Raw genomic sequence first — 26,550 nt, forward strand, 5'->3', positions numbered from 1 at the left:
GCTCGTATCGGTCACTCCGCCTCCTGCGTTGCCAGCACGTCACTGCCCAGCTCATGGCGTACCAGTGCGGCCTCGACATAGCCCCGGAACAGGCCGTGGCCGTCCCGCGGCGTGGACGTAAACTCCGGGTGGAACTGGCAGGCCACAAACCAGGGATGGTCTGGCACTTCCACCACTTCCACCAGCTCACCACTGGTGGAGCGCCCGGCAATACGCAGCCCGGCCGCTTCCAGTCGTTGCAGATAATTGTTGTTCACTTCATAGCGATGACGGTGACGCTCGACAATGCTCAGCGCGCCATAACAGGCTGCCGAGACAGAGCCTTCCACCAGAATGCACTCCTGGCCGCCCAGGCGCATGGTGCCGCCCAGATCCGAGGCCTCGCTGCGCTGCTCCACATGGCCATCACCGGCAATCCACTCGGTAATCAACCCCACGACCGGCTCGGTGGTATCCGGCTTCAGTTCCGTGGAATGCGCCGCGCTGATGCCGGCCACATGACGCGCGTATTCAATGACCGCCAGCTGCATGCCCAGACAGATGCCCAGATAAGGCACCTTGTTTTCCCGGGCAAAGCGGATGGCCATGATCTTGCCTTCCGTGCCGCGATCGCCGAACCCGCCGGGGACCAGTACGCCGTCCAGGTGCGACAGGATGCCGGTGCCCTTGCGCTCCACATCCTCGGCATCGATGTACTCGATATTGACCCGCGAACGTGTGGCGATACCGGCGTGGGTCAGCGCTTCGTTCAGCGACTTGTAGGCATCTGCCAGCTCGATGTATTTGCCGACCATGCCGATGGTGACTTCCTGGATCGGGTTCAGCTGGGCTTCCACCACGCGGTCCCACTCACCGAGATCCGGGGCCGGGCAATCCAGACCGAACTTCTCCAGCACGAAATCATCCATGCCCTGTTCGTGCAGGACGCGCGGCACCTGATAGATGGTCTTGCAGTCCGGCGCAGACACGACCGCACGCGCTTCCACGTTGGTAAACAGGGAAATCTTGTCGCGGGCGCCTTTGGGAATGTCGTGATCCGAGCGGCACACCAGGATGTCCGGCTGCAAGCCGATGGAGCGCAGCTCCTTGACGGAATGCTGGGTGGGCTTGGTCTTGATCTCGCCAGCCGAGGCGATCCAGGGCACCAGCGTCAGATGCACCAGCAGGGATTTGCTGGAACCGAGCTCGACCCGCATCTGCCTGACGGCTTCCAGAAACGGCAGCGACTCGATGTCACCGGCGGTACCGCCGATTTCCACGATGGCAATGTCGGCCTCGCCAGCCCCCTGAAGAATCTTGAGTTTGATCTCGTCGGTGATATGGGGAATCACCTGCACGGTGGCACCGAGGTACTCGCCACGGCGCTCCTTGTCGAGCACATCCTGATAGACACGGCCGGTGGTGAAGCTGTTGCGACGGGACAGACGCGCACGGATGAAGCGCTCATAGTGGCCCAGATCCAGATCGGTCTCGGCACCGTCCTCGGTGACGAACACTTCGCCGTGCTGGTAGGGGCTCATGGTCCCCGGGTCCACGTTGATATACGGGTCCATCTTCAGAAGTGTGACGGACAGCCCGCGGGCTTCCAGCAAAGAAGCCAGTGATGCCGAGGTAATTCCCTTACCCAGTGACGACACCACCCCGCCTGTGACAAATATAAATCGCGTCATGCGCCCACCGCAGCTACCCCGGAAAACAGACCGCACCCGCCGCCATGGGCGCGCCGGGACAGCTTTTCCGGGTGAAAAATTAAAAACCCAGCTGCCTCATGAGAAATTTCGGGACGCCGGAAAAACCGGGGAAATTTCAGATGATTGCGCTGAGTCAGGACGGGAGTAAATGCTAACAGAACACCCCGGGGGTCACAATCGGGAATCCGTTTCAGACGCATGCCAGCGGAGCGCCCAGGCACTCTCCCCGGGGGACGGGCGATGGCCATCCGCGACGCCCAGCCCGGCCACCGCCAGCAGCGCCGCGGTACCGGATTCACGGAACACGGGCAGGCGGCGGCGCACCCAGGGGGCAATACCTGCAGCACGCCAGCCTTCCCGCACATCACGGTGCAGCCCGCCCAGCAACAGCCGGGCACCCGGCGCCGCCGGCCCCACAATGACCTCGGTCAGGCGCTGCGGCAGCCATAGCTCATCTGTAAAGGCATCTGAGGGGGCATCTGAGGGGACATCTGAGAAGACACCGGCCCGCACCGTTACCGTGAGCGGCCCCAGCGTGCATCGGGCACCGTCTGCCAGCGGCAGCACCACCTCGCCTTCCAGCGGCGTCAGTGCCGCCAGCGGCAACAGGTACAGGCCGTCCCGGTAGCGGCAGAAGACGCCCTGCTCCCAGCGGACTTCCGGCATGCGATCCGGCAGCGCGGTGGCCACTTCGTCCAGCACGCGTTGCAGCACCTTGCGCGGCGGCGCCTGCAGCCCCTTGCGGCGCAGCCAGCCGTATAACAGATTGCGCTGACGCGCCGCTGGCAATGCCGCCAGCCCGGACAGGCTGATGGCGCCCTCCGCCACACTACCCGGTCCGCTCGGCAACGCCAGCGCGACCAGATCTGCCTCGGCCAGGCTCATCTGCAGCGTCGCCGCCTCGGCTTGCAGCTGCGCATCACGGTTGAGGGTGCCCACCACGGCCGGCCAGCGCTCGGCAAGGCGCGGCAGTATCGCGTGGCGCAGGAAATTGCGATCCGCCTCGGTAGCGGCATTGGTCGGGTCCTCCACCCACTGCAGTTGCCAGCGGGCAGCCAGGTCCGCCAGCGCCTCCCGGCGCCAGGGCAGCAAGGGCCGCAGCAGACGCCGGCCGGCAAACTCGCTGTCCGCCGCCATGGCGGCGAGCCCGGACGGGCCACTGCCCCGTAACAGGCGCAACAGAAAGGTTTCAGCCTGATCATCGGCGTGGTGCGCCAACAGCAGCGCGCCGTCGGCGGGCGTCAGCGCCAACAGGTGTGCCCGGCGGGCATCGCGGGCGCGCGCTTCAAGGTTGGGGCCGTGGGGCACTGCAAGGTGAATGCTGTGAAAGGCGACGCCCAGCTGTTGCGCTGTATCGGCGCAGTGCTGGCACCAGTCGTCGGCTGCGGCTTGCAGGCCATGCTGCACATGCACCGCCAGCACCCTGGCGGCCAGCCCGGCGCGCACCAGCGCATGCAACAGCACCGTGGAATCAAGCCCGCCGCTGTAGCCCAGCACCAGGGTGCCGGGCACGTCCTGCGCCAGTGCGCGCAAGCGGGCATCAAGGTCTGCGAAGGCGGGGGAACCGGGCAGGTCAGTCGCCATACCGGGCATCCATAACAGCCATGGCGATATGCAGGGAAATGTGCAGGGCGATGTGCATCATGGCTGCTCCATCGCCGGCAGGTTATTCGTCGGCAGGCGTCGCACTGAGGTTGCCGTAGGACACCAGGCGCTGGTAGCGGCGATCCACCAGCGAGGCAGCATCGTAGGCGGCCAGGGCATCCAGCTGGGCGATCAGGCTCTTGCGCAGCCGGTCCGCCGCGAGGTCATAGTCGCGATGGGCGCCGCCCAGCGGTTCAGGGATCACCTCGTCCACGATGCCCAGCTCGTGCAGTCGCACGGCGGTCAGGCCCATGGCCTCGGCGGCCTCCGGCGCCTTGTCCGCGCTGCGCCAGAGAATCGAGGCGCAGCCCTCCGGTGAAATCACCGAGTAAGTGCCGTACTGCATCATCTGCAGATGGTCGCAAACGCCGATGGCCAGCGCGCCGCCGGAGCCGCCCTCGCCGATCACCGTGGCGATGATCGGCACCTTGAGGCTGGACATCACCAGCAGGTTGCGGGCAATCGCCTCACTCTGGCCGCGCTCTTCCGCGTCGATCCCCGGAAACGCGCCGGGGGTATCGATGAAGGTCAGGATCGGCATCTTGAAACGCTCGGCCATTTCCATCAGGCGCAGGGCCTTGCGGTACCCTTCCGGTTTCGGCATGCCGAAGTTGCGCCGCACCTTCTCTTTCACGTCGCGGCCTTTCTGGTGGCCGATGATCATCACCGGCTTGCCAGCCAGACGGCCGATGCCGCCGACGATGGCCGCGTCATCATGAAAGGTGCGGTCGCCATGCAGCTCGTCGAACTCATCGAAGATGCGCTTGATGTAATCCAGCGTGTAAGGCCGGGACGGGTGCCGGGCCAGCTGGGAAATCTGCCAGGGCGACAGATTCTTGAAGATACTCTCGGTCAGCGAGATGCTTTTTTCCTGCAACTTGCTGATCTCATCAGAGATATTGACCTCGGCGCCGCTGCCCACGAGCCGCAGATCCTCGATTTTCGCTTCAAGATCGGCGATAGGTTGTTCGAATTCGAGGAAATTGGGGTTCATTCCTGGACCTCTTGTCAGCGATTGCCACGGAGTTTAGCGGCAAGGGCCTGCTAACGTCGACCATCCGCTCCGCAATCCTGGTTTCAACTTGTTTCGGGGGTCAGTATTCCACCCGCACGGCGTCCTCGCCAAAGCGGTTGCGCAGGTCTTCCAGCAATGCCTGTTCCGGCGTGACCTTCCATTCGTCACCCAGCCACAGCAGGCCACTGCCACGGGGGTGCTGCAAGCGCACCGCCACCGGGCAAACGCCGCCGCGAAACGGCATCAGCGCGCCCTGCAGCAGGTCCGGCAAGCGTGCCTGCACCTCGGCATTGAGCATCAGGCGGCGGGCGAACAAGCCCCGCGCCTGGGCGATGTCGAGAATCTCGTCCGCCATGATGCTGAAGCCGCCGCTGTAATCGTCGTTACGCACCGCGCCGCGTATCACCAGCAACGCATCTTTCTGGACCAGATCGCCATACTGGGCAAAGGTGCGACCGAACACCGACACTTCAACCCGGCCACTCTTGTCGTCCAGGGTCAGAAACGCCATGCGGTCACCGCTTTTCTTGCTGCGGGTAATGCGCATGGCCACCACCAGGCCAGCGACGGTGGCTGCTTCGCCCTTGCCGGTCGGCGTCAGTCCATTGAGACGCGAGGTCACAAAGCGGTTCACTTCATGCTCGAACTGGTCAATGGGATGCCCGGTGAGAAACAGCCCCAGCGTATCCCGTTCGCCATTCAGGCGAATTTCGTCATTCCAGGGGCGTGCCTGTTTCCAGGCCACCGGCGGCGCCGATGTCTCCGCGCCACCGCCGCCAAACAGGTCCGCCATACCGGCTTCTTCGTTGCGCGCTTCCTGCTCCGCGGCCTGGGCGGCATCGCCGAGGCTGGCCATGAGCACGGCCCGGTCACGGAAGTCCTCGCCCGGGCCCAGCTTGTCCAGCGCACCGGCACGCACCAGCGCTTCCATGGAGCGGCGGTTCATGCGCTTCATGTCCACCCGGCGACAGAAATCGAACAGGTCTTCGAAAATCACACCCTGCTGGCGCGCCTGCACGATCGCTTCAATCGGCCCTTCACCGAGCCCCTTGATGGCGCCAAGACCGTAGACGATGTCGCCGTCCCGGTTGACCGTAAAGCGATAGCCGCAACTGTTGACGTCCGGCGGCAATACCTTGATGCCCATGGCGTGACATTCATCAATGAAGGTCACCACCTTGTCAGTGTTCTGCATTTCCGCAGAAATCACCGCCGCCATAAATTCGGCGGGATAGTGTGTCTTCAGCCAGGCGGTCTGATAGGCCACCAGGGCGTAGGCGGCGGAGTGGGATTTGTTGAACCCGTAACCCGCGAATTTTTCCACCAGGTCAAAGATCTTGATCGCCAGATCACCGTCGATGCCCTTGTCGCGGGCGCCCGACTCAAAAATCTCTCGCTGTTTCGCCATTTCTTCGGGCTTTTTCTTACCCATGGCACGGCGCAACAGATCCGCGCCGCCGAGAGAATAACCGGCCAGCACCTGGGCGATCTGCATCACCTGTTCCTGGTACAGGATGACCCCGTAGGTGGGTTCCAGAATCGGCTTGAGCAGATCGTGCTGGTATTGCGGGTCCGGGTAGGCCATCGGTTCACGGCCGTGTTTCCGGTTGATGAAGTTGTCCACCATGCCCGATTCCAGCGGCCCCGGACGATACAGGGCCACCAATGCGATGATGTCTTCAAACAGATCCGGGCGGAGCTTCTTGATCAGCTCTTTCATGCCCTGGGATTCGAGCTGGAATACGGCGGTGGTCTCGCCCTTTTTCAGCAACTCGAAGGACTTCGCGTCATCCAGGGGAATTTCTTCAATACGCAGCGGCGGCAGGTCTTCTCGCTGGCGCCGCTCGTTGGCGGCTTTCACCGCCCAATCAATAATCGTCAGGGTCTTCAGACCCAGAAAGTCGAACTTCACCAGCCCGGCGGATTCCACGTCATCCTTGTCGTACTGGGTAACCAGGTTTTCGCCATGCTCGTCGCAATGCAGCGGTGAAAAGTCCGTCAGCCGACCCGGCGCGATAACCACGCCCCCGGCGTGCTTGCCGACGTTGCGGGTCAGGCCCTCCAGCTTGAGCGCCATTTCCCAGATTTCTTTTGCCGATTCCTGATCGCTGTTGCCGCTGTCCTCGAGGAAATCACGCAGCACTTCCTCTTGCTCCAGCGCTTTCTCCAGCGTCATGCCGGGCGTGGGTGGAATCATCTTGGACAGGCGATCAGCCAGGCCATAGGGCTTGCCCTGTACGCGGGCGACATCACGCACCACCGCCTTGGCGGCCATGGTGCCGAAGGTGATGATCTGCCCCACCGCCTCACGGCCATATTTGTCTGCTACATAAGCGATCACGCGATCGCGCTTGTCCATGCAGAAGTCGACATCGAAGTCGGGCATGGAGACCCGTTCCGGGTTCAGAAAACGTTCGAACAGCAGGTCGTATTCGATCGGGTCCAGATCGGTAATTTCCAGCGCATAGGCCACCAGCGAGCCCGCACCGGAACCCCGCCCCGGCCCCACCGGCACCTGGTTTTCCTTGGCCCAGCGAATAAAGTCCGACACGATCAGGAAGTAGCCGGGAAACCCCATCTGGTTGATGACGTCGAGTTCGAACTGCAGCCGGTCATGATACTCCTGCCGCCGTACGGCATAGTCCTCCGCCTGCGGGTCGAGAATGCCGGTCAGGCGCTTTTCCAGCCCTTCCCGTGACACCAGCTGGATGTATTCCTCGATGGTCTTGCCATCCGGAATCGGAAAGTCCGGCAGGTAGTTCTTGCCCAGCTCGATATCCAGCGAGCAGCGCCGGGCGATCTCCACCGTATTCGCCAACGCTTCAGGCAAATCACTGAAAAGCTCGGCCATTTCGGCCGGCGTCTTGAGATACTGCTGGTCACTGTAGCGGCGCGGACGACGGGGATCATCCAGTGCATTGCCGTCATGGATACAGACCCGGGCCTCATGGGCCTCGAAATCCGACGCCTTGAGAAAGCGCACGTCATTGGTCGCGACAACCGGCAGCGCCAGCGCTGTCGCCAGGGCAACGCTGGCATGCAGGCAGTTCTCGTCACCAGGGCGCCCGGTGCGCTGCACTTCAACGTAGAAGCGGTCCCCGCACAGGGTGCTGAAATGCTGCGCCAGCGCGCGCGCCTCGTCGTCCTTACCGGCCAGCAGCAACTGCCCCAGCTCGCCATGGGTGGCACAGGACAGAAGGATCAACCCTTCGTGCAGCTCTTCCACCCACGCCTGTTTGACCAGTGCACGGCCACGCGACTGGTTGTGCTGCCAGGCACGGGAAATCAGCAAACGCAGATTGTGATAGCCGGTGTCGTTCATCACCAGCGCGCACAGTCGCGCCGGGTCTTCCAGGTAGCGGCTTTCCAGCCACAGGTCAGCACCGGCCAGCGGCTTGACCCCGGCCCCCTGGGCGTTCTGGTAGAACTTGATCAGGCCGAACAGGTTGGAGTCGTCGGTGACCGCAATGGCGGGCAGCCCTTCGGCAACACACTGCTTGATCAACGGCTTGACGCGCACCACCCCGTCCGCCAGGGAATAGTCGGTGTGGACACGAAGGTGGACAAACGCCGGATCAGACACGTATCAACTTCCTCAAGTATTCATCAGGCTGTTTATCAGGCTATTCACTCGATCAGGGCGCGCGCCACCGGCGCAAAGGAACGGCGGTGTTCCGGCAACGGCCCGTAGCGCTCCAATGCTGCCAGATGCACGGCTGTGGGGTAACCCTTGTGGCGGTCAAACCCATACTCCGGGTGGCGCGCATGCAGTTGCTGCATTTCCGCATCCCGCGCCACCTTGGCGAGAATCGAGGCGGCGCTGATCGCCGGAATACGGCCATCGCCCTTGACCACAGGCTCTGCGGGCAAACCGAAATCCGGGGCCCGGTTACCATCCACCAGCACGCCGTCTGCGGCCAGACCCAGCCCGGCCACCGCGCGTTGCATTGCCAGCATGGTGGCCTGGTAGATATTCAGTGTGTCGATCTCGGCGGCTTCGGCGCGCCCCAGGCTCCAGGCCAGCGCTGAATCACGAATGGCCAGGGCCAACTGGTCCCGGCGCTTCTCGCTGAGGCGTTTGCTGTCCGCCAGGCCGGGAATCGGCCGGGCGGGATCAAGGATCACGGCAGCGGTCACCACCGCACCGATCAACGGGCCCCGCCCCACTTCGTCCACGCCGGCAAGACGCATGGCCGGGCGCCAGACAAACAGGGTCGGCAGCCAGGGCTCGGCGGCCGGATACTCGGAAAACGGGTGCTCGGAGAACGGGGCCTGCGCGCTCACCGGGGCACCTGCGCCCTGTTGTCCGGCTCCGCCCCCAGAAGCGCCGCCACCGCTGTGGCAGCACGCTCACTGGCGCCCTGCCGCAACTGCTCATGCACGCGGGTGAACTCGGCTTTCAATGCCGCCACCGCATCCGGGTTATCCAGCCAGTGCTGCACCGCCGCCGCCAGGGCATCCGGCGTCATCGCATCCTGCAGCAGCTCAGGCACACAGGGGCGCTGCGCCAGCAGGTTTGGCAAGGACACATTTTCCAGATTGACCAGACGGCGGGCGATAAAATAGGTCAAGGCGCCGACCCGATAGCCAACCACCATGGGTTTCTTGAGCAGCGTGCCTTCCAATGTTGCGGTGCCGGACGCCATCATGATGACATCCGCCGCCGCCATCACCGTGCGGCTCTGCCCCGACACCAGCGTCACGACCTCCGCCAGTCCGGCCTGCGCCAGCCCGGCGCTGATCTCGTCGTGCCGCTCACCGGTCGCCGCCGGAATCACCACCTGCAACGCCGGGTTGGCGGCGCGCAGTTGTTGTACTGCGGCCAGGAAATCCGGCAGCAACTGCCGGACTTCACCGCCACGGCTGCCGGGCAGCACGGCCAGCACGCGCTGATCACGGGCCAGCCCCAGGGTGGCACGGGCGGCGGCCACATCGACCTCCAGCGGGATCATGTCGGCCAGCGGATGGCCCACGAAGGCCACCGGCACGTCATGTTCTTCGTAGAAGCGCGCCTCGAAGGGCAGCAAGGTCAGCATCAGATCAATGCTGGCCTTGATGCCCTTGACCCGACCCTGGCGCCAGGCCCACACGGACGGGCTGACGTAATGCACGGTACGCACACCACGCCGGTGCAGGCGCTTGGCAACAGACAGGGTGAAATCCGGGGAATCGATAGTGATGCAAGCGACAGGCCGTTCTGACAACAGCCGCGCTACCAGTTGGCGGCGCAGGCGAAACAGCTCCCGCAGCCGTGGCAGCACCTCGGTGATGCCCATGACCGACAGGCGCTCCATGGGGAACAGGGTCTCGCCGCCGGCAGCGATCATCTCGGGGCCGCAAACGCCGATAAAGCGGGCATCCGGGTAGCGCTGGCGCAGGGCTTGCATCAGGCCTGCGCCAAGAATATCGCCGGACATCTCGCCGGCGATGATGGCAAACAGCGGCGCTTTCGGCATCAGCGGGTAATCCCGCGCTCCGAATGGCGCAGGGAATCCACGAACAGTTTCAGCTCCGCACCACCGTCCATGGCGTCCAGTTCCGTCAGCGCCTGTTCCAGCGTGTTGCCCTGGCGGTAAACGATCTTGTAGGCCTTGCGCAGTCCGCTGACCACGTCGGCGGACCAGCCACGACGGCGCATACCTTCAAAGTTCATGCTGCGCGCGGCGGCCGGATTGCCCCCCACCATGACGTAGGCTGGAATATCCTTGAGCACCAGGCTGCACCCCGCCGTCATGGCATAGGAACCAATGCGACAAAACTGATGCACGCCAGTCATGCCGCCGAGGATAACGCCATCACCAATATGCGCGTGCCCGGCAATGCCGCAGGTATTGGCAAAAATATTGTCATTGCCAATCATGCAGTCGTGGGCCACATGCACCGCCACCATCAGCAGATTGTTATTGCCGATACGGGTCAGGCCCTTGTCCTGGACAGTGCCGCGATGAATGGTCACATGCTCGCGAATCACATTGTTGTCGCCAATTTCCAGCGCCGTGGGCTCGCCCCGGTACTTCTTGTCCTGGCAGGCTTCACCCACCGAGGCAAACTGGAAAATGCGATTGTCGCGACCGATGCTGGTCGGCCCCTGAATCACCACGTGCGGGCCAATCACGGTCCCGGCCCCGATTTTTACATCCGGGCCGATGATCGTGTAGGGGCCAACCTGAACGTCTTCGGCCAGCTCGGCCCCGGGATCAATTATGGCGGTCTTGTGTATCATTGTTATGTGCTACCCGAAAGAATGGCGGAAAATGACGCTAATGCTATGGGCTACTGTATGAGCTACTGAGAGTTAGCAACGATTTTCTGCTCGGCGACCAGCGTTTCAGCACTGGCGACCAGCTTGCCGTCTACGTGCGCTTCGCAGGCAAACTTGAGAATATTGCGGCGCACCACCAGCAGTCTGGCCCGCAACTCCACCTGATCACCTGGCACCACCGGGCGCTTGAAGCGCGCCTTGTCGGTCCCCACCAGCAGGTAGTTATAGCCGTCCGCCGGGCGCTTCCCCGCCGTCATGAAACCCAGCACACCTGCTGCCTGGGTCATGGCTTCAATAATCAGCACGCCCGGCATCACCGGTTCGTGGGGGAAATGCCCGTTGAAAAAAGGCTCGTTGATGGTGACATTCTTGATCGCCACCACATGCTGGCCCGGCACCACTTCCAGTACCCGGTCAATCAGCAGAAACGGGTAACGGTGAGGCAGGTATTCCTTGATTTCGTTAATGGTCATCATAAGCTTGCTGTCCGGCGATCAAAAGACCGCACAGGAACCGTCCTGAGCACACACGGAAGAAGCGGCGCTGGTGCGCCGCTTCATGAATCGTATCAATCTCTGTTCTGTTCCAGCTTCCGTACCCGCCGGAACAGATCGTCAAGATGCCTGAATCTGGCTGCATTACGCTGCCAGCGCGCCTGCCGGTCAACGGTCAGGCTGGAGCCATAGGTGCCGGGCTCCGAAATCGATTTGGACACCAGCGTCATGCCGAGAATCATGACCTTGTCACCGATCTCCAGGTGGCCTGCCAACCCGGCCGCACCACCAATCATGCAATAGCTGCCGATACGGGTGCTGCCCGACACGCCGACCTTGCCGGCCAGGGCAGTATGATCGCCTACAGTGACATTGTGGCCCAGATGTACCTGATCATCGAGAATCACGCCGTTACCAATAACCGTGTCATCGATGGCACCCCGGTCAACGGTCACATTCGCGCCGATTTCCACGTCAGCGCCGATTCTCACGGCGCCCACCTGGGCTACCCGGTTCCAGCGTCCTTCGCCGAAGGCGTAGCCGAAACCGTCAGCACCGATCACTGATCCGGCGTGTATGATAGTGCGCGGACCAATGCTCACACCATGATAAATTGTAACATTGGGGAACAGCGTAACCTGCTCGGCCAGCTCACAGCCGGCACCCACCACGCAATTGGCCATGATTACCGCGCCGGCACCAATCCTGACACCTGCTTCGATCACCACATTGGGACCAATGGAAACATTGTCCGAGAGCACTGCATCCGGCGCGATGACCGCGCGAGGGTGGACCCCGGGCGCCGCGACAGGCGTCGGGTCGAAGTGCCCGCTCAGGCGGGCAAAGGCAAGGTACGGGTCCTTGACCACCAACGCCGGCACAGGACAGTCTGCCTGCGCTTCTGCCGTGCACAGCACCGCAGCTGCGCGGGTCGCCGCCAGTTGCGGTCGGTAACGGGGGTTGGCCAGGAAGGCCAGCTGGTCGGGCGCGGCGGACTTCAATGTGCCAAGACCGCGCACTTGCGCGGTCCCGTCACCGATCAGTTCGGCGCCCAGCTCTTCGGCGAGCTGCGCTACGGTGTATGTCACAGTCGTTCTCTTCAGGATAACTACTTCAGCTGCTGGTTGAGACGCTGCGTGACATCACGGGTAATATCCAGCTCCGGCTTCACATACACCATGGCCTGAGCACTGATCACCATATCCAGACCACGCGCCTGGGCCACTGCTTCAATGGCCTGCAGCAACTTGGGCTCCATGCTCTCCAGCAGTTCCTGACGGTCATTGTTGACCCGGCGCTGCAAGCTCTGCTGCAGGGTCTGGAACTCAAGGCCCTTGGCCTCGCGATCGTCGGTCAGCTTTTCCCGCTCCTGCCGCGACATGGTCATGCCATCACGCTGCATTTTCTCTTCGATCTTGCCGATCTCGTCCCGCAGCGTGCGCAAGCGGCGGCTTTCGGTTTCCAGCGATGCCTCGAGTCGTGCATTCCGGCTTTTCACCTCTTCGGTTTCTACCAATGCCTGCATCGGGTCGATCACTGCGATTTTCTGGTCTGCAACGGCCAGCAAAGGCAGCATCAGCAGGGCGAAGAGTGCGGTTCTCATTGTTGTCATCATCATCTCCTAAAAAACCTGGCCCAGCGAGAACTGGAAGAATTCGGTGTCATCACCGCTCTGCTTGTTCAACGGCCGGGCAATATTGAAGCTGAGCGGTCCGATTGCCGTCAGCCATGTCAAGCCGATACCACCGGCGTAACGTATTTCATCCACGTCGAAATCAGACCGCAGATTCTCGATTTCAGTTTCAAACACCTGGCCCCCGTCGACGAAGAAGAAGGTCCGGACATTTCTGCTCTCCGGGGCAAAGGGCGTCGGGAAGATCAATTCCAGACTCCCCTCTACCAGCAAGTTACCACCCAGCGGATCCGGATCCGGGTCCACTACCGGCGGGTTCTGCAACTCGAACACCGCTGCGGGCGAGCGCGGGCCAAGGGTACGTGAGCGATAACCCCGCACCGACCCTATGCCGCCGGCATAGAAGTTCTCGAAGAATGGCAGCACTCGCTGATTGCCGTAGCCGTCACCATACCCCAGATCACCACGTGCCCGCAGCGTCCAGTCTCCACCAACGGGGAAGTAACGCTGCCCGTTCCAGGTCACCTTGTAGAACAGATAGTCACTACCCGGTACAGCGGCTTCAGCACCCAGCACTTGCGACCAGCCCCGGTCAGGCAAAATACCACGGTTCAGCGTGCTCTTCTGCCAGGACGCATTGGCCTTGAACAGATTGAACTCGTATCCCTTGGCCTCCAGGAACCGCAGGATGTCCACCGCAACGAAATTACCAACGGTCAGCTCGATATTGTCAAAACCGACACCAAAGTCCAGGCGCGAGGTTTCCGAGATCGGGTAACCATAGTTCACGGCGCCACCAAGACGGTCAGCCGCATAGGAGGCCACCGTGGCACGGCTGAAATCGATCTTCGAGTAATAGAGGCTGAAGCCACGGCTCACGCCATCGAGTGTGTAATAAGGATTGAAGTGGGAAAAACTGTAACTTTCCCGGATATCACTGCGGCTCAGCGCAAACGACACCCGGTTACCGGTGCCCATGAAATTGTTCTGGCTGATGCTGGCGCCGAAAATAAACCCGCTGGCCTCAGAATAACCCACGTTGGCACCAATGGATCCGGAGGGTTGCTCCTCGACGGTATAATCCACATCGACCAGATCCTCGGCACCCACCACGCGCGGTGTCTCGGCGTTGACCAGACCAAAATAGCCGAGCCGTTGCAGCCGCTGGCGAGACAGATCCACCAGGGCCGTGTTGGCCGGTGCGCCCTCGAACTGGCGCAATTCACGCCGCAGCACTTCGTCCTCGGTCTTGGCGTTACCGCTGAAATTCACCCGCCGCACATAGACCTTGCGACCCGGATCGACGAAAAAGGTAACGTCTACTGTCTCACCGTCTTCACTGACTTCAGGGAAATCATTCACCTCGGCAAAGGAATACCCCTCATTGCCCAGTCGGCGGGTCAGCAGATCCGCCGTGTAGGTAGACAGCTGCTGGGAAAATACCTGCCCCTCTTGCACCACCAGCAGTGGTTTCAGCTCTTCCTCATCAATCGGCAGGTCGCCCGCCAGCGTCACTTTGCCGACGCGATAGCGTTTGCCTTCATCCACATTGATGGTGATGTAGACATCCTTGCGATCTGGCGTCACACCCACCTGGGTGGATTCCATGGAGAAATTGATATAGCCGCGATCAAGATAATAGGAGCGCAAGCGCTCCAGATCCCCGGACAAGCGCTCGCGCGAATAGCGGTGGCGGCTGCCGAAAGGCCACCAGGCGCGTCGCGGGCGTTGCTCGAAGATGCTGCGCAGTTCCTTGTCGGAGAACACCTCATTACCCACGATATTGATATCGCGAATGCGCGCCGGGTTACCTTCGTAGATGTCGATATTCAGCGCTACGCGGTTACGGGGCAGCGGCACGGACTCGGTTTCGATCTGGGCGTCGTAGCGCCCCTGGGACACATACTGACGCTGCAATTCGCCGGCAATCATTTCCAGCGTGGAACGGCGAAAGACTTCCCCCTCGGCCAGCCCGGCATCCCGGAGCCCGGCGCGCAGGTTATCTTCATCAATGGAGCGGTTGCCCTTGATCTCCAGACGGGCAATGGAGGGGCGCTCGGACACGACGACAACCAGTTGATCGCCGTCGCGACCAATCTGCACGTCTTCAAAATCACCAGAGCCGTAAAGACGGCGGACTGCCTCTGCCACTTCACTGGTGCCAACCAGATCACCGGACTGGATAGGCAGGGCCGTGAATACCCGGTCAACGGGAAGGCGCTGCAGGCCCTCGACACGAATATCACTGACGCGGAACCGCTCGCTGGCCGCCGCCGTGGCCGCCCCGAAAGTCAATGTTGCCGCAAGCCAGGCGCTGGTCAGAATAACTAAAGCAAATCTCATGCAAACTGCCGCATCAGGTCGTTGTATATGGCGATGGACATGAGACCGAATACCAGCATCATGCCCACACCCTGCGCTGTAGCAAGAAAACGCTCCGACAGCGCCTTGCCCCGAATCATTTCCACCAGGGAAAATACAATCCAGCCGCCATCCAGCATCGGAATCGGCAGCAGATTGATGATGCCCAGACTGACACTGAAAAATGCCAGGAACATCAGGAACGTCAACACACCGATGGCTGCAGTTTCACCTGCTGCCTGGGCAATGGTGATCGGCCCTCCCAGGGTTTTCACTGACAGATCGCCAGTAATCATTTTGCCTATCGCGCCGAGGATCATACTGGTCTGTTGGCCCAGACGCGAGAAAGCGGCAGGAATTGCCTCCACCGGTCCGTAACGAATCTCTCGCAAGCCGCCAACCATGACACCGGCCCGCCCCAGCGTCTGGCCCTCTGCTTCCACAGCATCCGGGGTCATCGCGATGCCGATGGTGCGACCACCACGCTGCACATCCAGCTGGAGCAGCTCGCCCGGTGCCTGACTGACGTGCTGTACCCACTCGCCCCAGGTTGCCACCGGCTCGCCGTTCACCGCCGTGATGCGATCACCCTGCCGCAAACCTGCGCGATCCGCAGCACCGCCGCTGATCACCTCGCCCACCCGGGCCTGCAGTGCCTGCGGCGTGATGCCCAGCGCCGCCAACAGCGGCTGCTCCGGATCCCGCGCCCAGGCGGCGACCGGCAGGGCAACCTGACGGTCGCGGCCAGCAGCGTCTCGCACTGTCAGCGTCACATCCCGGTCATCGCCGACGTAGCCGAGCATGGCCATGCCGAACTGCTCCCAGGTCTTCACCTCACGAGTGCCAACACGGAGCAATTCATCATCGGCCTGCAACCCGGCGCTGGCTGCGGCGGAATCCGGCGCGACATCGCCCACTACCGGCGCCATGCCAGTCTGACCGCCCATGAGGATGATCCAGTAGAGAAACACCGCGAGCACCAGATTCGCCGCCGGCCCGGCGGCGTAGGTCACGATGCGCTGCCAGGGCGGCTTGCCGGAAAACTCCTGATCTTCCTCACCCGGCGCTATGTCGCAATCACGACGATCCAGCGGCTTGACGTAGCCGCCCAATGGAATAGCACTCAGGATGAAATCAGTACCGGATTTGCTGCGCCATGCCAGCAGGCGCGGACCGAACCCCACAGAGAATGTCAGCACCCGCACACCGAAGGCGCGCATGCTCAGATAATGACCATATTCGTGTATCGCCACGATAATCACGATGGTGACCGCAAACGCCAGCAGCGTCATCAGCATTACTGTGCCCTCTCAGAGACGTCTTTATGCTTCACCACTTTCGCCACCTTCACCGCGATGTCGCGCGCCTGTCGCCGGGCCTGCGCATCCACCGCCATGACGGCCTCTACATCACTGCAGGCAGGCATCGCCGTGGTTGCCAGCGTCTGCTCGACCACCGCCGCAATGCCCGGAAAATCCAGGTGACCGGCCAGAAAGGCTGCCACGGCCACCTCGTTGGCGGCGTTAAGGACCGCCGTTGCCACACCGCCGGTATCCATCGCTTCACGGGCCAGACGCAGGCACGGAAAGCAGGTCTCGTCCGGTGCCTCGAAATCCAGCCCGCCGAGGCGTGTGAAGTCCAGACGTTCGGCACCGGAGCGAATGCGCTCCGGCCATGCCAGAGCGCAGGCGATCGGCGTTTTCATGTCGGGCGAACCCAGCTGCGCGAGCACCGAACCGTCGTCATATTCGACCATGGAATGCAGCACGCTTTGCGGATGCACCACGACCTCTACCTGTGCGGGCGTCACCGCAAACAACCAGCACGCCTCGATCAATTCCAGCCCCTTGTTCATCAGGGTTGCGGAATCCACGGAAATTTTCGGCCCCATGCTCCAGTTCGGATGTCTGACCGCCTCGGCGGGCGTCACCCGGGCCAGTGCTTCAGCGTCCATACCCCGAAAAGGACCGCCGGATGCGGTCAGCAACAACTTGCTGACGCCACGCAACCGGTCACCCCCGGCCGGCAATCCCCAGGGCAGGCACTGGAAAATGGCACTGTGCTCAGAGTCCACCGGGATCAATTCGGCACCACTGCGCCGCACCGCATCCATGAACAGCTGCCCGGTCACGACCAGGGCCTCTTTGTTTGCCAGCAAGATGCGTTTCCCCGCATCCACGGCGGCGAGCGTCGGATACACCCCGGCGGCGCCGACGATGGCGGCCACCACGGTATCCACGTCTGCGGCGGCGGCCACCTGACACTGGGCTTGCGCCCCGGCCAGCACTTCGGTGTCTGACCCGAGGCCCCGGAGATGGTTCCTGAGGGCCTCAGCAGCCTGCTCATCCGCCAGCACGGCATAACGCGGCCGCCAACGCAGGCATTGCTCCGCCAGCGCTTCCCAGCGGTGGCCTGCGGTCAGGGCATAAACCTGATAGCGCTCCGGATGCAGCGCCAATACGTCCAGCGTCTGCGTGCCGATACTGCCCGTAGCACCGAGAAGGGTAATCTGTTGCGGCCTGTTGCCCTTCGCCCCGGCACGCATCAGAAGCCCCCGGGCAAGCCGAGCCAGCTGATCGCGGCCAACGCCACCGGCAGTGCCGCCGTCACACTGTCAATGCGATCCAGCATGCCGCCGTGGCCGGGCAGTATGGTGCCGCTGTCCTTAACGCCGCGCTGGCGCTTGACCATGCTCTCGAACAGGTCACCCAGTACGGAGGCCAGCACGGTCAGGGCCGCCGCGATGAGCAACAACGGCAGCGCGGCAGACACCGGCGCCCAGATCGGCACCAGCGCGGCAACGGCCAGCGCCAGGATCACGCCACCGACCAGCCCTTCCAGGGTCTTGCCGGGGCTGACCGACGGCGCCAGCTTGTGCCGACCAAACGCCCGGCCGGCAAAATAGGCGCCGGTATCCGCCGCCCAGACCCAGACCAGGATGAACAGCAGCGCCCAGGCGCCCGGCAGCCCCAGCACCCCCGCGCTCTGGATATGCACCACTGCCGCCCAGGAGGGCACCAGCAGCAACCAGCCAAGCAGCATCATGACCGGCAGGCGCGCCCAGCGCGCGGCGGTCGCCGGATAGGTCACCACCATCACCAACGCCAGCAGCCACCACAACGGCAGCAGCGTGTAGAGCCACTGCGGACGAAGCCATTCTGCAAGCAGGCACAGCAGCCCCAGACTCGCCACCCAGAGCAGTCGCGTCGGTGTCGCCAGACGCCCCATCAGCGCAGACCATTCCCAGCCCGCTATCAGGAAGAAAACACCCGCCACCCAGGCAAACGCGGTGCGCTCCAGCAGAAACAGGGCCGCCAGTACGATCGGCAGCAGTACCAATGCGGTGATCACGCGCAGTTTGAGCATCTATATATCCTCCACCCTGCCACCAAAGCGACGCTGGCGACCGGCATAATCCGTCAGTGCGGCGGTCAGGGCCTGATCATCGAAATCGGGCCACAGAACCGGTGTAAAACAGAGCTCGCTGTAAGCGGCCTGCCACAACAGGAAATTGCTGATGCGGCATTCGCCGCCGGTGCGGATCAGCAGATCCGGCGGCGGCAGGTCCGACAGGCTCAGTTGCGCCGCCATGGCGTCCTCGTCAATGGCCTCTGCGGCCAGACGCCCTGCAGCCACTTCCTCTGCGAGATGACGCGCGGCACGTGTGATGTCCCATTGTCCGCCATAATTCACGGCGATCGCGACTGTCATACCGCCGTTGGCGGCTGTCAGCGCCTCCGATTCCGCCATGCCCCGCTGGAGATCGTCGCTGAAGGCGCTGCGCTCGCCGATAAAGCGCAGGCGCACACCGTTCTCGTGCAGCTCAGCGACCCGCTCTCCCAGAGCATGCAGGAACAGGCGCATCAGATGCTGCACCTCGTCTTCCGGGCGGCGCCAGTTCTCGGAACTGAAGGCAAACAGCGTCAACACCTCGACACCCCGTTCAGCGCAACGCCGGATCACGCCCTGAACCGCTGCCTCGCCGGCCTTGTGCCCTTCTGCACCGGGCAGGCCCCGGGCCCGGGCCCAGCGATTGTTGCCATCCATGATGATGGCAATATGGCGTGGCAGTGCGGCTGCCACCGGCTGCTTCTGCTGTGTCATCACGATCTACCTGAAGGCTGCAGCGCCGGCATCACCTGCCGGAAACAAAACCGGGCTGACATGCAGCCCGGCCACCCACTCTACCGACAGGCCCGTTTCCACGGACCCGTGCCGGTCAGATGGACATCAGTTCTTCTTCCTTGGTCTTGAGCGCTTTATCCGCCTCAGCCACCATTTTATCGGTCAGCTGCTGGATCTGCTCTTCACCGTGGCGTGCCTCGTCTTCGGAAATTTCTTTCTCTTTCAACAGCTCTTTCAGATCGCTGTTGGCATCGCGACGCACGTTACGCAGTGCCACGCGCGCATGCTCGCACTCGGCGCGCACGACCTTGACCAGATCACGGCGGGTTTCTTCCGTCAACGGCGGCAGCGGCAGGCGAATCACGGTGCCGGCAGTGGACGGGTTCAGACCCAGATCGGATTTCATGATTGCCTTTTCGATGTCCGGCACCAGCTGCTTGTCAAACGGCGACACGATCAGGGTGCGCCCTTCTTCCACGCCGATGTTGGCCAACTGGGACAATGGCGTATCAGCGCCATAATAGGACACCGAGATCGTATCCAGCAGGCTCGGGTGAGCGCGCCCGGTACGCACACGCCGCAACGCCGTTTCCAGCGCTTCCAGGCTCTTCTTCATGCGCGATTCGGCATCTTTCCTGATTTCATCGATCACTTGCGAATCCTCTTCTCACTCGACTTTTTACTCGATTTCTCAATCAATCTGACCCAATCTTACCCGGTCTCTGCGCGGTCGGCTTCCACCAGGGTCCCTTCACTGCTCCCCAGCATCAGGCTCAACAACGCACCTTTCTTGTTCATGTTGAACACGCGCAACGGCATGCTGTGATCCTGGCACAGGCAGATGGCCGTAAGATCCATCACGCCCAGCTTCATTCTCAGCACATCATCATACGTCAGCCGGTCATAGCGTACCGCATCCGGATTCTTGACCGGATCGGAATCATACACACCGTCCACCTTGGTCGCCTTCAGCACCACATCGGCATTGATCTCGATCCCCCGCAGGCAAGCGGCAGAGTCGGTGGTAAAGAAGGGATTGCCGGTACCGGCGCAGAAAATCACCACTTCACCGTTCTTCAGATACCGGATCGCGTGGCGATGGTCATAGTGCTCCACCACCCCACTCATGGGAATCGCGGACATCAGACGGGTACGAATATTCGAACGTTCCAGCGCATCGCGCAAGGCCAGGCCATTCATGACCGTGGCCAGCATGCCCATGTGGTCCCCGGCGACCCGATCCAGGCCGGCGGACTGCAATGCAGCACCGCGAAACAGGTTGCCGCCGCCGATGACCAGGCCGACCTGGACACCGATACCCACCAGCTGGCCGATCTCCAGGGACATGGCGTCCAGCACCTTGGGATCAATGCCGAAGCCTTCATCGCCAGCCAGCGCTTCCCCGCTCAGCTTCAGCAATATGCGGTTATAACGCGGCGATCGGTCCTTGCTTGCACTGGGCATATCCAACTCTCCACCACTCATAAGATACCAGCCAACAGCTTGTGATTGCCTGATCAGACTTCGCTGGCGCCATGGTGTTCACCAGCGCCTGTGATGATGCGCTATTCGCCCGGTTATCGCCATCACTGTGACCTGTTTCCCGGGCGGAATGCACTTACAAAAACGCCCTGCCGAACGGGGTCCGGCAAGGCGTTTGAGTTGACCGTCGCACGATGAATCAGCCCTTGTTGACCTGGGCCATCACCTCAGCTGCGAAATCAGTCTCTTCTTTCTCGATACCTTCACCGACCACCAGACGCACAAAGCTCTGGATTTCGGCACCGGCGTCTTTCGCCAGCTTGCCAACGGTGGTGTTGGGATCTTTCACGAACGGCTGCTCGACCAGGCTGATTTCCTTGAGGAACTTCTGGATCCGGCCACCGAGCATCTTCTCGACGATTTCCGCCGGTTTGCCCGCCATATCAGGCTGTGCACGAATGATGTCTTTCTCGCGCTCCAGCTCCGCTTCCGGCACTTCGTTGGTGTTGACGACCATCGGGGCGACCGCTGCCACATGCATGGCCACGTCTTTGCCCAGCGCTTCATCACCACCTTTGAGGCCGACCAGCACACCGATCTTGCCGCCGTGTACATAAGCACCAATGGCCGTCTCGGCGGAGAGCAGCGCGCCGCGGCGAATCTGGATGTTCTCGCCGATCTTCTGGATCAGTGCCTCGCGGGCCTTTTCCACAGTGGCGCCATCTTCCAGCGTCAGCTCAGCGATTTTCGCTACGTCTGCCTCGCCTGCCGCCAGTGCAGCCGCAGCCACCTTGTTGGCAAAGCCCAGGAAGTTGTCGTCACGGGCAACAAAGTCGGTTTCGGAATTGATTTCCACCATGATGGCGGTCTTGCCGTCATCACTGACCGCGACGGCGACAGCGCCTTCCGCAGCGGTGCGACCGGCCTTCTTGGCGGCCTTGGCCTGACCTGACTTGCGCAGGTCATCAATGGCGCGTTCGATATCGGCGTCGGCTTCGACCAGAGCCTTCTTGCACTCCATCATGCCCAGGCCGGTGCGTTCACGCAGTTCTTTCACCAGAGCAGCAGTTACAGCAGCCATGATTCACCTCTCTCAGCGGCATCCGTTGGCGGGACACCGGGTATGAAATTTGGATGCGGGGGCCAAGCCCCCGCACCGGTACCGCTTTTCCGGAAAAGTGCTTTCCGGAATACGCCTGGCCGGATCAGCCGCGCGCTTCTTCAGCCGCCGCGTCCTGAACTTCAACGAAACCATCGGTATCGCCGCCCGGCGCCTGTGTTGCGGCGTACTGGCGACCTTCGATGATGGCGTCAGCCACTGCACCCACGTACAGCTGGATGGCGCGAATCGCGTCATCGTTGCCAGGTACGATGTAGTCGACACCGTCCGGGTTGCTGTTGGTATCCACCACTGCGATAACCGGAATGCCCAGCTTGCGCGCTTCCTGTACGGCGATGTCTTCGTGGTCCACGTCGATGATGAACAGTGCGTCCGGCAGGCCGCCCATGTCCTTGATACCGCCGATGGAGCGCTCCAGCTTCTCCATCTCACGACGGCGCATCAGCGCTTCTTTCTTGGTCAGCTTGTCAAAGGTGCCATCAGCGGACTGGGCTTCCAGATCACGATAACGCTTGATGGACTGACGAATGGTCTTCCAGTTGGTGAGCATGCCGCCCAGCCAGCGGTGGTCCACATAGGGCATACCGCAGCGGGTCGCTTCATCCGCAACCGCCTTCTGTGCCGCACGCTTGGTGCCGACGAACAGAATCTTGTTGTTGCTGGAAGCCAGCTTGTTGACGAAGCTCAGCGCTTCGTTGAACAGTGGCAGGGTCTTTTCCAGATTCACGATGTGAATCTTGTTGCGAGCGCCATAGATGAACGGCTTCATCTTCGGGTTCCAGTAACGTGTCTGGTGGCCGAAGTGAACGCCCGCCTTGAGCATGTCGCGCATGGTGACGTTAGGCATTTCAGTTTTCTCCGTTTCGGGTTGGGCCTCCATGCTCCCGCATCACCCAACCTCCCGGACTGTCTTCAGTAGTGACGGTCTGCGAGGGGCACCCAGGGCCATGTGACGGAGCATGTGTGGATTTCCCTTGGCGCGGTCCTCACAGGTACAATGCGTACCCCTGCGGGCCGGTCAGGGGCGCGCTTTATACCATGATCACGCCCCGACAACAATCATCCGGTGTACTATAGAGGCCGTCGATTGTGCCCCGCACAACGGCCAACCCGGCGCCCAAGTCACTGATCTGAATAGAGCATTCGATGACCATCAGCCTGAAAAGCCCTGAAGATATCCTGGCCATGCGCGAGGCCGGTCGCCTCGCCGGCGAAGTCCTGGACATGATCGGCGAACACGTCCAGCCCGGCGTCACGACCGAGGAACTGGACCGCATCTGCCACGACTATATGGTCAACACCCAGCAGGTGATCCCGGCGTGTCTGGGCTATCGGGGCTTCCCGAAGTCCGTCTGCACCTCGGTCAACCATGTCATCTGCCACGGCATCCCCAACGAGCGCAAGGCCCTGAAGAAGGGCGACATCATCAATATCGACGTCACCGTCATCAAGGACGGCTGGCACGGCGACACCAGCAAGATGTTCTTCGTTGGCGAGCCCTCGGTGCTGGCGAAGCGCCTGGTGGAGGTGACACGCGAGTGCATGATGAAGGGCATCGAGCTGGTCCGCCCCGGCACCCGGCTGGGCGATATCGGCCAGGCCATCCAGCAGCACGCCGAGCAGCACCGCTTCTCGGTGGTGCGTGAATATTGCGGGCACGGCATCGGCAAGATCTTCCACGAGGAACCGCAGGTGCTGCATTATGGCAAGGCCGGTACCGGCCTCGTGCTGGAAGAGGGCATGGTGTTCACCATTGAGCCGATGATCAATGCGGGCAAGGCCCAGACCAAACTGCTCCCGGACGGCTGGACCGTGGTGACCAAGGACCACAAGCTTTCCGCGCAGTGGGAACACACCATTGCCGTCACCCGCGACGGATTCGAGGTACTGACCCGGCGACAGGAAGAAACCGATTTGGCCTGACTGGCCTGGCCTGATCCGAGACTGGCCCGATAGTTGCGTGCCAACACCCCGATTCCCGAATGCAGAGCCCGGACACCATGACCCTTGAGCCCGCCGCCACCCTGGCGCAGATCACTGACACCCTGAGGCAGAGCACATCGCCCGGTATGACCGCGCGCGACCTGCTGATGCAGGGGCAGCAGCGTCTGGACGCGGCCTTCCCGGCCACGCCGATTCGCGAGCTGGTCAGCGGGCGCTCTGCCATGGTGGATCAGGTGCTCCAGGCCGCCTGGTCATTATTTGATCTCGACCACCCGTCCCCGCACGGCGACGATGATGGCCCTGCCCTGGCACTGGTTGCCGTCGGCGGCTACGGTCGTGGCGAACTGCACCCGCACTCCGATGTGGACGTGCTGATTCTGCTGGCCAACGCACCGGGAGACGCGCTGTGCAGCAAGCTGGAGCAATTCATCGCCCTGCTCTGGGATACCGGCCTGGAAATCGGCCACAGCGTGCGCACCATGGACGAATGCGTCGATCTGGCCCGGGAAGACATCACCGTCGCCACCAATATCATGGAATCCCGCACCCTGGCGGGTGACGACACCCTGCGCCAGCAGCTAGCCGCCCGCACCGGCCCGGACGTCATCTGGCCGACCGCGTCGTTCTTCGAAGCCAAGTGGCAGGAGCAGGTCGCCCGCCACAAGAAGCACAACGACACCGAATACAATCTGGAGCCGGACACCAAGAATGCGCCCGGCGGCCTGCGCGACCTGCAGATGGTCGGCTGGGTGGCCAAACGGCACTTCGATGTGGATCGCCTCGAACAACTGATCGATCTCGGCTTTCTCACAGAGCGCGAGTATTCCATGCTGCAGCGCTGCCAGGAGATCCTGTTCCAGATCCGCTGGGCCCTGCACAACGTCAGCGGCCGTAATGAAAACCGGCTGCTGTTTGATCACCAGCGCCAGGTCGCCGCCCTGCTCGGGCACGAAGACTCCAGCTCGAATCTGGCCGTAGAAGTGTTCATGAAGCGCTTCTATCGCGTCTCGCTCGCCCTGTCAGTGCTCAACGAAATGCTGCTGCAGCTGTTTGACGAAGCGATCCTGCAGCACGACAAGCCGCAGCGGGTACTGCCGCTGAACCGCCGCTTCCAGATTCACAACGACTACCTGGAAATCACCGCGCCCGATGTGTTTGCCCGGCAGCCCTCGGCCCTGATGGAAATGTTCGTGGTGCTGGCCCAGCACCCGGACCTCAAGGGCGTGCGCGCCAGCACCATTCGTCATGCCATTGAGCAACGCAAACTGATCGATGACGATTTCCGCAACGACCCGCGCAATACAGCGCTGTTCATGCAACTGTTGCGCTCCCCCCATGCACTGTTCACGCAACTGCGGCGCATGAAACGCTACGGCATCCTCGGCCAGTACCTGCCGGAGTTCGGCAACATCATCGGCATGATGCAATACGACCTGTTTCATATTTATACCGTTGACGCCCATACACTGCTGGTGGTCAAGAACATGCGCCGCCTGCGCCATGAAGAAACCCGCGAGCACTTCCCGCTGGCCTGCGACGTCTTTTACCGGCTGCCGAAGCCGGAGTTGTTATATGTCGCCGGCCTGTATCACGACATTGCCAAGGGCCGCGGCGGCGACCACTCCGAGCTGGGTGCCGATGATGCCATCGCGTTCTGCAAGCGGCATGGCCTGTCCACCTGGGACGCCAAACTGGTCGCCTGGCTGGTGCGCAGCCACCTGGTCATGTCGGTGACCGCACAGCGCAAGGATATTGCCGATCCGGAAGTGGTGTATGAATTTGCCCGGCAAGTCGGCGATCTGGTGCATCTGGATTATCTGTACCTGCTGACCGTGTCGGATATCAACGCGACCAATCCGGCGCTGTGGAATTCCTGGCGTGATTCGCTGCTGCGGCAGCTGTATATCGAAACCAAGCGCGCCCTGCGCCGGGGCCTCAACAACCCGGTGGACAAGCAGGACTGGATCGACGAAACCCGCGATGAAGCCCTGCGCATTCTGGAACAGCGCCAGCTACCGGCGGACAAGGTGGAGCACTTGTGGGCCAGCATTGGTGACGAGTATTTCCTGCGCGAAAACGCGGTGGATATCGCCTGGCATACAGAAGCCATGCTGACCCGTGACAACACCGATCAGCCGCTGGTGCTGATTCGCGACACCAGCAGCGCCCAGCATGACGGCGGCACGCAGATATTCGTCTACACACCGGACACGGAAAATCTTTTCGCGGCCACCGTGAACGCACTGGATCAATTGAACCTGACCATCATGGACGCGCGCATCATCACCTCCGGTGACGGCTTCAGCCTGGACAGTTATGTCGTCCTGGATGAACACGGCACACCGATTGGCAACGACCATGCCCGGCTGGATGTCATTCGCGACACACTGACCCGCGCACTGGCCGACCCCAGTGGGTTCCGCGCCATCGTGCAACGCCGCATGCCACGGCGGCACAAGCATTTCAGCGTGCCAACGCGCGTTATCATCAGCAACGATCTGGTGCATGACCACACGGTGGTGGATATCCACACGCTCGATCGCCCCGGCCTGCTGGCCCGCATCGGGCGACTGTTCATGGAATTCGGCCTGTTGTTGCAGAACGCACGCATTGCCACACTGGGCGAGCGCGCAGAAGACGTTTTCTTCGTGACACAGAAAGACGGCAGCCCGATTTCCGATCCGGACCTGTGTGAGCGTCTGCAACAGCGTATCAAGGAAGAACTCGATGACGTCAACGACGCCACACCGGCGTCACTGACCTTTTAACACCAGAACAA

21 protein-coding genes are annotated in these 26,550 nt (G+C 62.0%); 2 read left to right on the plus strand and 19 right to left on the minus strand.

The window, feature by feature from the left end; all coding sequences use genetic code 11:
* Positions 1 to 11 precede the first annotated feature (11 nt).
* The 19 genes from K8B33_RS04740 to rpsB form a co-directional block, all read right to left on the minus strand.
* On the minus strand, positions 12 to 1,670 hold the full coding sequence (locus K8B33_RS04740) for a CTP synthase (protein ID WP_223423893.1): 1,659 nt from the start codon (positions 1,668 to 1,670) through the stop codon (positions 12 to 14).
* 192 nt (positions 1,671 to 1,862) lie between these two features.
* Positions 1,863 to 3,275 carry a tRNA lysidine(34) synthetase TilS gene (gene tilS / locus K8B33_RS04745; protein WP_223423896.1) on the minus strand — a complete coding sequence of 471 codons (1,413 nt, stop codon included), beginning with the start codon at positions 3,273 to 3,275 and terminating at the stop codon, positions 1,863 to 1,865.
* 82 nt (positions 3,276 to 3,357) lie between these two features.
* Positions 3,358 to 4,329, minus strand: a complete 972-nt coding sequence (locus K8B33_RS04750; protein ID WP_223423899.1) for an acetyl-CoA carboxylase carboxyltransferase subunit alpha — start codon at positions 4,327 to 4,329, stop codon at positions 3,358 to 3,360.
* A gap of 100 nt (positions 4,330 to 4,429) precedes the next feature.
* On the minus strand, positions 4,430 to 7,933 hold the full coding sequence (dnaE, locus tag K8B33_RS04755; protein WP_223423901.1) for a DNA polymerase III subunit alpha: 3,504 nt from the start codon (positions 7,931 to 7,933) through the stop codon (positions 4,430 to 4,432).
* A 44-nt stretch (positions 7,934 to 7,977) separates the two neighbouring features.
* Entirely contained in the window at positions 7,978 to 8,634 is a 657-nt protein-coding gene (rnhB, locus tag K8B33_RS04760; RefSeq protein WP_396020959.1) for a ribonuclease HII, read from the minus strand.
* Complete coding sequence (gene lpxB / locus K8B33_RS04765) at positions 8,631 to 9,806, minus strand: lipid-A-disaccharide synthase (RefSeq protein ID WP_223423904.1); 1,176 nt, start codon at positions 9,804 to 9,806, stop codon at positions 8,631 to 8,633. The genes rnhB and lpxB overlap by 4 nt, the downstream gene beginning before the upstream one ends.
* The gene (lpxA, locus tag K8B33_RS04770) at positions 9,806 to 10,573 is read right to left on the minus strand and encodes an acyl-ACP--UDP-N-acetylglucosamine O-acyltransferase (RefSeq protein ID WP_223423906.1); all 768 of its coding nucleotides are present in this window, start codon (positions 10,571 to 10,573) and stop codon (positions 9,806 to 9,808) included. The genes lpxB and lpxA overlap by 1 nt, the downstream gene beginning before the upstream one ends.
* Before the next feature lie 62 nt (positions 10,574 to 10,635).
* Positions 10,636 to 11,085 (minus strand): 3-hydroxyacyl-ACP dehydratase FabZ, encoded by a 450-nt coding sequence (gene fabZ / locus K8B33_RS04775; RefSeq protein ID WP_223424503.1) that lies wholly within the window; start codon positions 11,083 to 11,085, stop codon positions 10,636 to 10,638.
* 95 nt (positions 11,086 to 11,180) lie between these two features.
* Positions 11,181 to 12,194: a UDP-3-O-(3-hydroxymyristoyl)glucosamine N-acyltransferase gene (gene lpxD, locus K8B33_RS04780; protein WP_223423908.1), complete on the minus strand. Its 1,014-nt coding sequence runs from the start codon at positions 12,192 to 12,194 to the stop codon at positions 11,181 to 11,183.
* Positions 12,195 to 12,214: 20 nt separating this feature from the next.
* Positions 12,215 to 12,718, minus strand: coding sequence for an OmpH family outer membrane protein (locus K8B33_RS04785; protein WP_223423910.1), 504 nt, complete (start codon positions 12,716 to 12,718; stop codon positions 12,215 to 12,217).
* A 9-nt stretch (positions 12,719 to 12,727) separates the two neighbouring features.
* Positions 12,728 to 15,082 (minus strand): outer membrane protein assembly factor BamA, encoded by a 2,355-nt coding sequence (bamA, locus tag K8B33_RS04790; protein ID WP_223423912.1) that lies wholly within the window; start codon positions 15,080 to 15,082, stop codon positions 12,728 to 12,730.
* Positions 15,079 to 16,398, minus strand: a complete 1,320-nt coding sequence (gene rseP / locus K8B33_RS04795; RefSeq protein ID WP_223423914.1) for an RIP metalloprotease RseP — start codon at positions 16,396 to 16,398, stop codon at positions 15,079 to 15,081. The genes bamA and rseP overlap by 4 nt, the downstream gene beginning before the upstream one ends.
* A complete protein-coding gene (gene ispC, locus K8B33_RS04800) occupies positions 16,398 to 17,645 on the minus strand; it encodes a 1-deoxy-D-xylulose-5-phosphate reductoisomerase (RefSeq protein ID WP_223423916.1) in 1,248 nt (415 codons plus the stop codon). Before ispC ends, rseP begins: the two co-directional genes overlap by 1 nt.
* Positions 17,645 to 18,466, minus strand: a complete 822-nt coding sequence (locus tag K8B33_RS04805; RefSeq protein ID WP_223423918.1) for a phosphatidate cytidylyltransferase — start codon at positions 18,464 to 18,466, stop codon at positions 17,645 to 17,647. Before K8B33_RS04805 ends, ispC begins: the two co-directional genes overlap by 1 nt.
* Positions 18,467 to 19,204: a polyprenyl diphosphate synthase gene (gene uppS / locus K8B33_RS04810; RefSeq protein WP_223423921.1), complete on the minus strand. Its 738-nt coding sequence runs from the start codon at positions 19,202 to 19,204 to the stop codon at positions 18,467 to 18,469.
* A 115-nt stretch (positions 19,205 to 19,319) separates the two neighbouring features.
* On the minus strand, positions 19,320 to 19,877 hold the full coding sequence (gene frr, locus K8B33_RS04815) for a ribosome recycling factor (protein WP_223423923.1): 558 nt from the start codon (positions 19,875 to 19,877) through the stop codon (positions 19,320 to 19,322).
* A gap of 59 nt (positions 19,878 to 19,936) precedes the next feature.
* Entirely contained in the window at positions 19,937 to 20,689 is a 753-nt protein-coding gene (gene pyrH / locus K8B33_RS04820) for a UMP kinase (protein WP_223423925.1), read from the minus strand.
* Positions 20,690 to 20,906: 217 nt separating this feature from the next.
* Complete coding sequence (tsf, locus tag K8B33_RS04825; RefSeq protein WP_223423927.1) at positions 20,907 to 21,788, minus strand: translation elongation factor Ts; 882 nt, start codon at positions 21,786 to 21,788, stop codon at positions 20,907 to 20,909.
* 124 nt (positions 21,789 to 21,912) lie between these two features.
* The gene (gene rpsB / locus K8B33_RS04830) at positions 21,913 to 22,674 is read right to left on the minus strand and encodes a 30S ribosomal protein S2 (RefSeq protein WP_223423929.1); all 762 of its coding nucleotides are present in this window, start codon (positions 22,672 to 22,674) and stop codon (positions 21,913 to 21,915) included.
* 299 nt (positions 22,675 to 22,973) lie between these two features.
* On the opposite strand from rpsB, the gene map reads away from it, so the two are divergent.
* Both map and K8B33_RS04840 read left to right on the plus strand, forming a co-directional pair.
* On the plus strand, positions 22,974 to 23,750 hold the full coding sequence (gene map / locus K8B33_RS04835) for a type I methionyl aminopeptidase (RefSeq protein WP_223423931.1): 777 nt from the start codon (positions 22,974 to 22,976) through the stop codon (positions 23,748 to 23,750).
* Between the two features lie 77 nt (positions 23,751 to 23,827).
* Positions 23,828 to 26,539 carry a [protein-PII] uridylyltransferase gene (locus K8B33_RS04840; RefSeq protein ID WP_223423933.1) on the plus strand — a complete coding sequence of 904 codons (2,712 nt, stop codon included), beginning with the start codon at positions 23,828 to 23,830 and terminating at the stop codon, positions 26,537 to 26,539.
* Positions 26,540 to 26,550: the final 11 nt, after the last annotated feature.

It is taken from the genome of Alcanivorax limicola (genome assembly GCF_019931215.1).
GTDB classification, from domain to species: Bacteria; Pseudomonadota; Gammaproteobacteria; order Pseudomonadales; family Alcanivoracaceae; genus Isoalcanivorax; species Isoalcanivorax limicola.